At 66.9% G+C, this 12218-nt stretch carries 11 protein-coding genes; 9 read left to right on the forward strand and 2 right to left on the reverse strand.

Features of this window, described 5'->3' with window-relative positions; genetic code table 11:
• Nucleotides 1-57 precede the first annotated feature (57 nt).
• Both WT24_RS07005 and WT24_RS07010 read right to left on the reverse strand, forming a co-directional pair.
• Nucleotides 58-591: a class IV adenylate cyclase gene (locus tag WT24_RS07005; RefSeq protein ID WP_060032220.1), complete on the reverse strand. Its 534-nt coding sequence runs from the start codon at nucleotides 589-591 to the stop codon at nucleotides 58-60.
• Between the two features lie 194 nt (nucleotides 592-785).
• Nucleotides 786-1685, reverse strand: a complete 900-nt coding sequence (locus WT24_RS07010) for a LysR family transcriptional regulator (protein ID WP_059503140.1) — start codon at nucleotides 1683-1685, stop codon at nucleotides 786-788.
• A gap of 125 nt (nucleotides 1686-1810) precedes the next feature.
• Between WT24_RS07010 and WT24_RS07015 the strand changes: the two genes are divergently transcribed.
• The 9 genes from WT24_RS07015 (at nucleotide 1811) to WT24_RS07050 (ending at nucleotide 12218) form a co-directional block, all read left to right on the forward strand.
• Nucleotides 1811-3496, forward strand: a complete 1686-nt coding sequence (locus tag WT24_RS07015; protein WP_060032223.1) for a GMC family oxidoreductase — start codon at nucleotides 1811-1813, stop codon at nucleotides 3494-3496.
• Nucleotides 3497-3932: 436 nt separating this feature from the next.
• On the forward strand, nucleotides 3933-4712 hold the full coding sequence (locus WT24_RS07020) for an ABC transporter ATP-binding protein (protein WP_027783147.1): 780 nt from the start codon (nucleotides 3933-3935) through the stop codon (nucleotides 4710-4712).
• Nucleotides 4709-5464 (forward strand): ABC transporter ATP-binding protein, encoded by a 756-nt coding sequence (locus tag WT24_RS07025; RefSeq protein ID WP_059503144.1) that lies wholly within the window; start codon nucleotides 4709-4711, stop codon nucleotides 5462-5464. The genes WT24_RS07020 and WT24_RS07025 overlap by 4 nt, the downstream gene beginning before the upstream one ends.
• A 77-nt stretch (nucleotides 5465-5541) precedes the next feature.
• On the forward strand, nucleotides 5542-6741 hold the full coding sequence (locus tag WT24_RS07030; protein WP_059790461.1) for an ABC transporter substrate-binding protein: 1200 nt from the start codon (nucleotides 5542-5544) through the stop codon (nucleotides 6739-6741).
• A gap of 128 nt (nucleotides 6742-6869) precedes the next feature.
• Nucleotides 6870-7754, forward strand: coding sequence for a branched-chain amino acid ABC transporter permease (locus tag WT24_RS07035; RefSeq protein WP_059503148.1), 885 nt, complete (start codon nucleotides 6870-6872; stop codon nucleotides 7752-7754).
• Nucleotides 7754-8731, forward strand: coding sequence for a branched-chain amino acid ABC transporter permease (locus tag WT24_RS07040; RefSeq protein WP_059503390.1), 978 nt, complete (start codon nucleotides 7754-7756; stop codon nucleotides 8729-8731). The genes WT24_RS07035 and WT24_RS07040 overlap by 1 nt, the downstream gene beginning before the upstream one ends.
• A gap of 427 nt (nucleotides 8732-9158) precedes the next feature.
• The gene (locus WT24_RS34210; RefSeq protein WP_156441762.1) at nucleotides 9159-9719 is read left to right on the forward strand and encodes a hypothetical protein; all 561 of its coding nucleotides are present in this window, start codon (nucleotides 9159-9161) and stop codon (nucleotides 9717-9719) included.
• An 83-nt stretch (nucleotides 9720-9802) separates the two neighbouring features.
• Entirely contained in the window at nucleotides 9803-10960 is a 1158-nt protein-coding gene (locus WT24_RS07045; protein WP_034209654.1) for an ABC transporter substrate-binding protein, read from the forward strand.
• A gap of 202 nt (nucleotides 10961-11162) precedes the next feature.
• Entirely contained in the window at nucleotides 11163-12218 is a 1056-nt protein-coding gene (locus tag WT24_RS07050; protein WP_059790463.1) for a branched-chain amino acid ABC transporter permease, read from the forward strand.

Raw genomic sequence — 12218 nt, forward strand, 5'->3', positions numbered from 1 at the left:
GAGCCGCGGCGCCGGCGCCGAGGGCGGCCCGCGCGGGGCGCCCTCGGTGGGGCCGGATCAGGCCGTTTCGGGGCGGGTGTCGGCGTTCAGCAGATCGACGTACGCGACCGCGACGAGATCGTCCTGCGCCACGCCGAGCTTCGCGAACACCTCGTGCGCTTCGGCTTCGCCGCCGGCTTCGTCGTCGTCCGGGCCGAGCACGACTTCGAGCTCGATGAAATCGCCGAGCCCGTCGACGCGGTCGAGGTGGATGCGCGTGCGGCCCGCGAGGTACACGTGCCGCTCCTTCGTCACGATCCCGCGCGTGGTCAGCGCGGTTGCGAGCAGCGAATGCATCGCATCGGGGTTCGTCACCGGGCTGCGCGTGTAGTACGACGCCTTCGGGCCGTCGCGGTCGTCGCGCTGATAGAAGATCAGCTCGGCCGGCGTGCCGTCCTCGAAGCGGCGCAGCTTCAGTCGGCCGCGCGGTACGTCGTAGAAGAAATCCTGCTGGCGGTAGAACAACGGCGCTTCGGTCGCGAACTGAGCCGCCTGTTCGCGCAGCCGGTCGAATTCACGGGCGCGGGCTTTGATCTCGATGTTGCGGGCCATGCGGGTCTCCTTCAATCGGGGTCTCGCGGTGTGCGAACGCACAATCTAGCAAAAAGCCTGCGATGGCGGCGTGACGAGCGGACGGCACGCGGCGACACGACGCGGGGCGGGCGATCGATCCGTAACGGCGACCCGCGGAATGCGTCGGGCACCGAAACCCGCTGCGCGAGCGGCCGCGTCGACATCAGCAACGCTCATATCGCCCACTGTGCTTCGATCAGCCGCAGCGCGGCCGCGATCGCGGGTTCGTCGCGCCGCTCGGCGAGCGTCACGAACGTCAGTTCGGTCGGCACCGTCACGCGCTCGACGATCGTCAGCGCATGCGCGTGCGCTTCGGCCAGCGCAGTCGAATCGCGCGCGAGCGTCAACCCGATCCCCGATTTGACGAGGTCGAGCATCGATTGCTCCTGGTCGACCTCGGCGACCTTCACCGGCTGCGCACCGGCGTCCGCGAAACGCCGCGACAACAGCCGGTGGTGCGCGGACGCCGGCGGCGTCCAGATCCACGGCAGCGCGGCGAGCGCGCGCCAGTCGTGCGCGCGCTGCACGCGCTCCTTCCAGCCGGCCGGCGCGAGCACGCGGTACTGGAAATGGGTGAGCGCGAGGGTGTGGAACAGCGCGCCGTCGAGCGGATCGTCCTCGCCCGGCCGGCCGATGTAGTAGCCGACGTCGAGCGCCTGCGCGCGCACCTGTTCGATCACCCAGCCGGACATTCCGTGCCGCAGCGCGGTCTCGATTTGCGGATGGGTCTCGACCAGCGCGCGGAGAAAGCCGCCGAGCCGCAGGAACTCCGGGTCGAGAATCGTGCCGATCCGCAGCCGGCCGCGCACCTCGTGCCGCAGCGCGGCGGCGGCGCGCTGCACGTCGGCGGCCGCGGCGAGCGCGCGTTCCGCATGCGGCAGCAGCGTCTGGCCGTCGCGCGTGAGCGCGAGCCCGCGCGACGTACGCGTGAACAGCGCGACGCCGAGCGTTTCCTGCAGATGCTTGATCTGCAGGCTGACGGCCGGCTGCGTCAGGTGCAGCTGCGCGGCGGCGCGCGTCAGGTTGCCTTCGCGCGCGACCGTCGCGAACGCGCGGAGCAGGGTGAGATCCATCGTCGTGATATGAGCGCGGCTTATAACGCAGTTCAGCATAACTCATTGGATCGGCGGCTGGCGCCCGGAGTACGCTACGTCGATCGCGTCGCCCGCGACGCATAAAAAAAGGAAGGAGACACGCCGTGAGTACTCAACGCACGCTCGAGGGCGAATTCGACTACGTGATCGTCGGCGCGGGCACCGCGGGCTGCGTGCTCGCGAACCGCCTGACCGAGGATCCCGACATCAGCGTGCTGCTGCTCGAAGCGGGCGGCAAGGACGACTATCACTGGATTCATATCCCGGTCGGCTATCTGTACTGCATCGGCAACCCGCGCACCGACTGGCTGTACAAGACGCAGCCCGAAGCGGCGCTCAACGGCCGCGCGCTGTCGTATCCGCGCGGCCGCGTACTGGGCGGCTGCTCGTCGATCAACGGGATGATCTACATGCGCGGCCAGCGCGAGGACTACGACAACTGGGCGCAGGAAACCGGCGACGCCGGCTGGTCGTGGGACAGCGTGCTGCCGATCTTCAAGCGCAGCGAGGATCACCATGCGGGCGCGAGCGACGCGCACGGCGCGGGCGGCTACTGGCGCGTCGAGAAGCAGCGGCTGCGCTGGGAGATCCTCGAATCGTTCGCACAGGCCGCGCAGCAGACGGGCATCCCCGCCACCGACGATTTCAACCGCGGCGACAATGCCGGGGTCGGTTACTTCGAAGTGAACCAGAAGCGCGGCGTGCGCTGGAATACGTCGAAGGCGTTCCTGCGGCCCGCGATGGCGCGCCCGAACCTGACCGTGATCACCGGCGCGCACGCGCAGCGCGTGATCTTCGACGGGCGGCGCGCAGTCGGCGTCGAATACCGCGGCGGCGGCACCGATTACGTCGCGCGGGCGCGGGCGGAAGTGCTGCTGACGTCGGGCGCGGTGAATTCGCCGCAACTGCTCGAACTGTCGGGCATCGGCGACGGCCGGCGGCTGCAGGCGCTCGGCATCGACGTCGTGCAGGATCTGCCGGGCGTCGGCGAAAACCTGCAGGACCACCTGCAATTGCGGATGGCGTTTCGCGTCGACGGCGTGCGCACGCTCAACACGCTGTCCGCGCACTGGTGGGGCAAGCTGATGATCGGCGCCGAATACGCGCTGCTGCAGCGCGGGCCGATGTCGATGGCGCCGTCGCAACTGGGCGCATTCGCGAAATCGGACCCGGACGATCCCGCACTCACGCGCCCCGATCTCCAGTACCACGTGCAGCCGCTGTCGCTCGAACGTTTCGGCGAGCCGCTGCACGGCTTCAACGCCTTTACGGCGTCGGTCTGCCATTTGCGGCCGACGTCGCGCGGCAGCGTGCACGTCACGAGCGCCGATCCGGGCTGCGCACCGGCGATCGCGCCGAACTATCTGTCGACCGATCACGATCGGCACGTCGCCGCGAACGCGCTGCGCCTCACGCGCCGGATCGCGTCCGCGCCGGCGCTCGCGCGCTATCGTCCCGAGGAAGTCCTGCCGGGCCCGCAGTACCGGACCGAGGCCGAACTGATCGATGCGGCCGGCGCCGTCGGCACGACGATCTTCCACCCGGTCGGCACCTGCCGGATGGGGCGCGCCGACGACGCGCGCGCGGTAGTCGACAGCCGGCTGCGCGTGCGCGGCATCGCCGGGTTGCGGATCGTCGATGCGTCGGTGATGCCGTTCATCACGTCGGGCAACACCAATTCGCCGACGCTGATGATCGCCGAGCGCGCGAGCGACATGATTCGTGCCGACCGCCGTGCGGCGCGCGAAACGACGCCGGTGCGCACCGAGGCCGCGGTGACGGCTGCATGACGGCCCGCTGACACGCGCGCCAGCGGCCGTCATGCGAATACCCGCTCGCTGATTCGATATGCGAAACAAGCTGCCGTCGCTTTCGCTCGAACGGCAAGATCCGTGCAAGCCGCGCCGTCGCGCGGTTTTTTTCGGCGTGTGGGTGCCACGTCTTGCAACAGGTCAACGCGTGATGATGCACGTATCAAAAAAACGCGGTGAAAAACCGTGCGCAGCCGCGTCCGACAAGGCGGCCACCCCTATAAGTGCAAATCCCGATGATTGCACTGCACCAACGGCGCGACAATGTTGCGCAATGTGCATACGCGTCGGCGCGGGAGACCAACCCTCGAGGCGTACCACGGCGCCCGGGGGCAGCCCGCTGATCCGCTGACCCGTTCGCGGCCGCTCGCGCCAGGCTTCCCGGTGCTTCGCCTGACTTCGTACGGAAGGGAACATGATTCTCGGCGACACGATTCTGGAAACACGCGGACTGACGAAGGAATTCAGGGGCTTCACCGCCGTGAATGGCGTCAACCTGCGTGTGCGGCGCGGTGCGATCCACGCATTGATCGGGCCGAACGGCGCGGGCAAGACCACCTGTTTCAACCTCCTCACCAAATTTCTGACGCCGACAGCCGGCCAGATCGTCTTCAACGGCATCGACATCACCGACGAGCGGCCCGCGCAGGTCGCGCGGCGCGGCATCATCCGCTCGTTCCAGATCTCGGCCGTGTTTCCGCACCTGAGCGCGCTGCAGAACGTGCGCATCGGCCTGCAGCGGGCACTCGGCACCGAATTCCATTTCTGGCGCAGCGAACGCACGCTGAAGCGGCTCGACGATCGCGCGATGGATCTGCTCACGCAGGTCGGCCTCACCGATTTCGCACACGTGCCGACCGTCGAGCTCGCCTACGGCCGCAAGCGCGCGCTCGAGATCGCGACGACGCTCGCGATGGAGCCCGAGCTGATGCTGCTCGACGAGCCCACGCAGGGGATGGGCCACGAGGACGTCGACCGCGTGACCGCGCTGATCAAGAAGGTCGCGAGCGGCCGCACGATCCTGATGGTGGAACACAACATGAACGTGATCGCGGGGATCTCCGACACGATCACCGTCCTGCAACGCGGCGAGGTGCTGGCCGAAGGCTCGTATGCGGAAGTGTCGAAGAATCCGCTCGTCATCGAGGCCTACATGGGCAGCGCCGATGCAGCGCTCGCGGGGGCGCACGCATGAAGCACAGCGAACGGGAGGAACGCGAATTGAGCGGCGTCGAGAGCGGTACGCCTGCGCTGGAGATCACGGGCCTGGAGGCCTGGTACGGGGAATCCCACATCTTGCACGGCGTCGATCTGACCGTGCATCGCGGCGAGGTCGTCACGCTGCTCGGCCGCAACGGCGCGGGCCGCACGACGACGTTGCGCGCGATCATGGGCCTCACGGGCCGCCGCGCCGGATCGATCAAGGTCGCGGGCCACGAGACGATCGGCCTCGCGACGCACCGCATCGCCCATTACGGCATCGGCTACTGCCCGGAGGAGCGCGGGATCTTCTCGAGCCTGTCGTGCGAGGAGAACCTGATGCTGCCGCCGCTGATCGGGCCGCACGAGCACGCGATGTCGCTCGACGAGATCTACGCGATGTTCCCGAACCTCGCGTCGCGCCGGCAGAGCCAGGGCACGCGGCTGTCGGGCGGCGAGCAGCAGATGCTCGCGGTCGCGCGGATCCTGCGCACCGGCGCGAACCTGCTGCTGCTCGACGAGATCTCCGAAGGCCTGGCGCCGGTGATCGTGCAGGCGCTCGCACGGATGATCGTCGCGCTGAAGGCGCGCGGCTACACGATCGTGATGGTCGAACAGAATTTCCGCTTCGCCGCACCGCTCGCCGACCGCTTCTACGTGATGGAGCACGGCCGCATCGTCGAGCATTTCCGTGCATCCGAACTGGAAGGCAAGATGCCGATCCTGCACGACCTGCTCGGCGTGTGACGCCGCTCCGTTTCCGTTGCCGCTAGCCGTGGCGGCTCTCGAACAACCACAACGCATCAGAACAACAGGAGACGTCAATGAAAATGAAGACCCTCGCACAGGCCTGTCTCGCGCTCGCGGCCGCCGCGTTCACCGCCGGCGCCGCCCACGCGGCGGATACCGTGAAGATCGGCTTCATCACCGACATGTCGGGGCTTTACGCGGATATCGACGGGCAGGGCGGTCTCGAGGCGATCCGCATGGCGGTCGCGGACTTCGGCGGCAAGGTGCTCGGCAAGCCGATCGAGGTCGTCTACGCCGACCACCAGAACAAGGCCGACATCGCCGCGTCGAAGGCGCGCGAATGGATGGACCGTGGCGGGCTCGACCTGCTGGTCGGCGGCACGAACTCGGCCACCGCGCTGTCGATGAACCAGGTCGCGGCCGAGAAGAAGAAGGTCTACATCAACATCGGCGCAGGCGCCGACACGCTGACCAACGAGCAGTGCACGCCGTACACGGTCCACTACGCGTACGACACGATGGCGCTCGCGAAGGGCACCGGTTCGGCGGTGGTGAAGCAGGGCGGCAAGAGCTGGTTCTTCCTGACGGCCGACTACGCGTTCGGCAAGGCGCTCGAGAAGAACACGTCGGACGTCGTGAAGGCGAACGGCGGCCAGGTGCTCGGCGCGGTGCGTCACCCGCTGTCCGCGTCGGATTTCTCGTCGTTCCTGCTGCAGGCGCAGGCGTCGAAGGCGCAGATCCTCGGCCTCGCGAACGCGGGCGGCGACACGATCAACTCGATCAAGGCCGCGAAGGAGTTCGGCATCACGAAGACGATGAAGCTCGCCGCGCTGCTGATGTTCATCGACGACGTGCACAGCCTCGGCCTCGAAACGACGCAGGGCCTCGTGCTGACCGACAGCTGGTACTGGAATCGCGACGCGGCGTCGCGCCAGTGGGCGCAGCGCTACTTCGGCAAGATGAAGAAGATGCCGTCGAGCCTTCAGGCGGCCGACTACTCGTCGGTGACGACGTACCTGAAGGCCGTGCAGGCCGCCGGTACGACCGACTCCGACAAGGTGATGGCCGAGCTGAAGAAGATCAAGATCAGCGACTTCTACGCGAAGGGCTATATCCGCCAGGACGGCAGCATGATCCACGACATGTACCTGATGGAAGTCAAGAAGCCGTCGGAATCGAAGGAGCCGTGGGACTACTACAAGGTGCTCGCGACGATTCCGGGCGAGCAGGCGTTCGGCACCAAGCAGGAAACGCGCTGCGCGTTGTGGAAGTAAGCATCGCGTAGCGGCGCGCCCGGGCGCGCCGCACGGTGGCGGCTGCGGCGAGGTGCCCGCTGCGCCGCCCGCGTGCGCGACGCATGAAGGTTGCGCACGCAACGACACTCATTCTGACGGCTAAGTCGATGGAAATCTTTGGCATTCCGTTGCCGGCGATGCTGAGCCAGTTGCTGCTCGGCCTCGTCAACGGCTCGTTCTACGCGATCCTGAGCCTCGGGCTCGCGGTGATCTTCGGGCTGCTCAACGTGATCAACTTCGCGCACGGCGCACTGTTCATGCTGGGCGCGATGCTCGCGTGGATGGGCCTGTCGTATTTCGGGCTGCCGTACTGGGCGATGCTCGTGCTCGCGCCGGTGCTCGTCGGCGCGTTCGGGATCGCGATCGAGCGCTCGATGCTGCGCTGGCTGTACAAGCTCGATCACCTGTACGGGCTGCTGCTCACGTTCGGCCTCACGCTGGTGGTCGAAGGCGTGTTCCGGTCGATCTACGGATCGTCCGGCCAGCCGTACGACGTGCCGTCGCAGTTGTCCGGCGCGACCAACCTCGGCTTCATGTTCCTGCCGAACTATCGCGCGTGGGTCGTCGTCGCGTCGCTCGCGGTGTGCCTCGCGACGTGGTTCGTGATCGAGAAGACGCGGCTCGGCGCGTACCTGCGCGCGGGCACCGAGAACCCGAAGCTCGTCGAGGCGTTCGGTGTGAACGTGCCGATGATGATCACGCTCACCTACGGCTTCGGCGTCGCGCTCGCCGCGTTCGCGGGCGTGCTGGCCGCGCCGGTGATCCAGGTGTCGCCGCTGATGGGCCAGCCGATGATCATCACCGTGTTCGCGGTGGTCGTGATCGGCGGGATGGGCTCGATCCTCGGCTCGATCGTCACGGGCCTGATGCTCGGCGTGATCGAGGGCTTCACGCGCGTGTTCTATCCCGAAGCGTCGGCCACCGTCGTGTTCGTGATCATGGCGATCGTGCTGCTGTTCCGCCCGGCGGGCCTCTTCGGCAAGGAAAAATGATGCAGAGAAAAGTGCTCTACGGCGTGCTGCTCGCCGCACTGCTCGCCGCGCCATTCATCGGCGCGTATCCGGTGTTCGTGATGAAGGTGCTCGCCTTCGCGCTGTTCGCGGCCGCGTTCAACCTGCTGATCGGCTATACGGGGCTGCTGTCGTTCGGCCATGCGATGTTCCTCGCGACGGCCGGTTATGTGACCGGCTATTCGATGCAGACGTTCGGTTTCACGCCGGAGCTCGGCGTGCTGGCCGGCACCGTCGTCGCGACGCTGCTCGGGCTCGTCGTCGGGCTGTTCGCGATCCGCCGGCAGGGCATCTACTTCGCGATGATCACGCTCGCGTTCGCGCAGATGGTCTACTTCATCTATCTGCAGGCGCCGTTCACGCACGGCGAGGACGGCCTGCAGGGCGTGCCGCGCGGCCGCCTGTTCGGGCTGCTCGACCTGTCGAACGACGTCGCGCTGTACTACGTCGTGCTGGCGGTGGTCGTCGCCGCGTGCGCGTTCATCGTGCGGGTCGTCCATTCTCCGTTCGGCCAGGTGCTCGTCGCCATCAAGGAGAACGAAGCGCGCGCGATCTCGCTCGGCTACGACACCGACCGCTTCAAGCTGCTCGCGTTCATCCTGTCGGCCGCGCTCGCGGGGCTGGCCGGCTCGCTGAAGGTGCTCGTGCTCGGCTTCGAGACGCTGTCGGACGCGTACTGGACGATGTCGGGCCTCGTCGTGCTGATGACGCTCGTCGGCGGGATGGGCACGCTGTTCGGGCCGCTGCTGGGCGCCGCGCTGATCGTGGCGCTGGAGGACCGGCTCGGCGACATCGGCGAATGGCTCGCGTCGACGACGGGCGTCGCGTGGTTCCATTCGCTCGGCGAATCGGCGACGATCGTCACCGGGCTGATCTTCATCGCATGCGTGCTGGCCTTCCGGCGCGGCATCGTCGGCGAGATGGTCGCGCGGATCAAGCCGTTGAGAGCCTCGTCGTGAGCAGGCCGTGCGCAACGCCGCGCGTTGATGCGAAGCACCATCCGGCGCGTCCGGCAAGGGCGTTGCGGCGGGTTCGGGCAGGCGCCGCGCGGCAGGCTGGTGCCCCATTTTCGTGCGGCGATGCACCATAGGGGTAAATGCTAAGTTGTCGTGGTGCTTAAGCCTCTTTAAGATTCGCCTTAGTTCTGATGCACCGCGAAACGAATTTGCAGGTGGAGAACGAGGAGACAATCGAGGCACAAAGTGCCCGGACCCCAAAGCGCTGTTGGACGGAATCCAACAGCGCTTTTTCATTTCCGTGCACGGATTCCATCGATGGTGCATCGGCCCGCGTGACGGCCATCTTCCGCGTTTGCATTCGCACCGCGTCTTTTCCGCGCTTCGCCGCGTCCCCCCGTTTTTCCCTTTCCGCGATCGTTAACACACGATGCGCAATCCCGCACAGGCGCTTCGGGCTTACCCGGTTGGCGTGCGCGAAAGGCGTCCGTTACACTCGGCTTTCGCCGACCGTGCGGTCGGGAAAATCGGTCGGCAGTTCTCCTACACGCACAATGCAGAAGAGGGAGTACGGTTGGATGAGCAGCGCAGCGCGGTGGATCGGGGCAGGAGAGGCGGCGGGCGCCGCTCGTTCGTCATCGGGTGCGCGATGGGTCGTCGCGGCATTCCCGAGCCGTCCTGCGGCCTGTATGCGCGCCCCGGCGCCAGCGCGGGTCGTTGTGCTCGCATCCGTATCCGCATCGTCATGAGCCGCCGGTTTTCCGACGTTTCATCGCGTGCGTACCGGGCCGCATCGGGCCGGTACGGCGGCCGTTTCCGCCATCGTTGCGCACGCACCGATTTTCCGCGCGATCCCGCCTTTATTCGCTTTCTTCATCCTGACGACATTGCTGCTGCGCATCGTGATGGCCGAATGACCGTTTCGGCCGGCATGCGGCCCATGGGGGCGGCGTCACGGGAAAACGAGCATGGGCGCGGATGGACTAGATAATTAAGATATTAACTTGTTTATGGGGACCGGGAGCCGCCCGAGCGACCCGTGGTTTTTTCGAGCAGCGTTTGGAGACAACGTAAATGAAGATGAATCGATGGATGGAGGCCATGCTTGCCGCGGGCCTCGTGTGTGCGGCGGCCACGGCGTCGGCGCAGGTCAAGATCGGCGTGACGCTGTCGGCTACGGGCCCGGCCGCCTCGCTCGGGATTCCGGAAAAGAACACGATCGCGCTGCTGCCGAAGGAAATCGCGGGCAAGAGCGTGCAGTACATCGTGCTCGACGACGCCTCCGACACGAGCCGCGCGGTGCAGAACGTGCGCAAGCTGATCGACGAGGACCACGTCGACGCGATCATCGGCTCTTCCGTCACGCCGAACTCGCTCGCGATGCTCGATCCCGTGTCGCAGGGCAAGACGCCGGCGATTTCGCTCGCGGCGAGCGCGCAGATCATCGCGCCGATGGACGCGAAGCGCGCGTGGATGTTCAAGGTGCCGCAGAACGATCAGCTGATGGCCGACGCGATCGCCGGCTACATGGCGAAGCACGGCGTGAAGACAGTCGGTTTCATTGGCTTCGCCGATGCCTATGGCGACAGCTGGTACAAGACGTTCGACGCGGCGGCCGCGAAGAACGGGCTGAAGCTGGTGTCGAACGAGCGCTACAACCGGACCGATGCATCGGTGATGGGGCAGGTGCTGAAGCTGCTGGGCTCGAACCCGGATGCGGTGCTGATCGCGGGCTCGGGCACGCCGGCGGCGCTGCCGGCCAAGACGCTGAAGGAGCGCGGCTACAAGGGTAAGGTGTATCAGACGCACGGCGTCGCGAACAACGATTTCCTGCGCGTGTGCGGCAAGGATTGCGAAGGCGAGATCCTGCCGGCCGGCCCCGTGCTCGTGACCGACCAATTGCCCGATTCGAATCCGGTGAAGAAGCCGGCGCTCGGCTACAAGGCCGCGTACGAGAAGGCCTACGGCGCGGGTTCGCTGTCGACGTTCGGCGGCCATGCGTGGGATGCGGGCTTGCTGCTGCAGCGGGCGATCCCGGAAGCGCTGAAGAAGGGCCAGCCGGGCACCGAGGCGTTCCGCGAAGCGCTGCGCGCGTCGCTCGAAAGCGTGAAGGATCTGCCCGTCTCTCACGGCGTGATCAACATGACGGCGACCGATCACAACGGCTTCGACACGCGTGCGCGCGTGATGGTGCAGATCGTCGACGGCAAGTGGAAGTTGCAGGCCGAGTAAGCATCACGTGAAACCGGCGCACGCGGCGCGAACGGCGCCGCGCGTGCCGTCGGCGGGGTGGCGCGCCTGAGACGGCCGCACCCGTGCCGCCTGGAACCGCCGGGGCTCGCCGCATGGCGCGCGAGGTGCCGATCGCTTCGCGCGCGTCCCGAGCGTTTTCGCTTTTCGTTTCTCCGCAGCATTCTCTCGATACACGAAACGTATGGATCTCTCGATTGCGGCGATCCTCGCGCAAGACGGCATCACGACCGGCGCCATTTACGCATTGTTGTCGCTGGCGCTCGTGCTGGTGTTTTCCGTCACGCGGGTGATCTTCATTCCCCAGGGCGAATTCGTCGCCTACGGTGCGCTGACGCTGGCCGCGTTGCAGGCGCAGAAATTCCCCGCCACCTGCTGGCTGCTGTTCGTGATGGGCATTGCGTGCTTCCTGCTGGAAGTCGGCGGCCTGATCCGCCATCGCGAACGTCGTCACCCGCTCGGCCGCACGCTCGCGACGCTGGCGAGCCGCTACGTGCTGCTGCCGCTCGCGGTGTTCGCGCTCACGCGCAGCTTTGCCGCGCAGCCGTTGCCGATGCTCGCGCAGATCGCGCTGACGCTCGCGATCGTCGTGCCGATGGGGCCGTTCGTCTACCGGCTCGTGTACCAGCCGATCGCCGAAGGTACGACGCTGCTGCTGCTGATCGTGTCGGTCGCCGTCCATTTCGCGATGGTCGGCCTCGGCCTCGTGATGTTCGGTGCGGAGGGCTCGCGCACCGCCGGATTTTCGGACGCGTCGCTCGCGATCGGCAGCATGACGGTATCGGTGCAGAGCATCCTGGTCGTCGTCACGGCGCTCGTGCTGATCGGCGCGCTCTACGTGTACTTCGGCCGCACGATCGCCGGCAAGGCGCTGCGCGCGACGTCGGTGAACCGGCTCGGTGCGCGGCTCGTCGGCATCGGCACGACCGAAGCCGGGCGGCTCGCGTTCACGTTCGCGGCAGGGCTCGGCGTGCTGTCGGGGATCCTCGTCGGCCCGCTGACGACGATCTACTACGACTCGGGCTTCCTGATCGGCTTGAAGGGCTTCGTCGGCGCGATCATCGGCGGGCTCGTCAGCTACCCGCTCGCGGCCGCCGGCTCGCTGCTCGTCGGCGTGCTCGAATCGTATTCGTCGTTCTGGGCGAGCGCATACAAGGAGGTGATCGTGTTCACGCTGATCATTCCGGTGCTGCTGTGGCGGAGCTTCGTGACGCCGCATGCGGAAGAGGAAGAGGAGTGA

This window comes from Burkholderia sp. MSMB1078WGS (assembly GCF_001528895.1).
Taxonomy (GTDB): Bacteria; Pseudomonadota; Gammaproteobacteria; order Burkholderiales; family Burkholderiaceae; genus Burkholderia.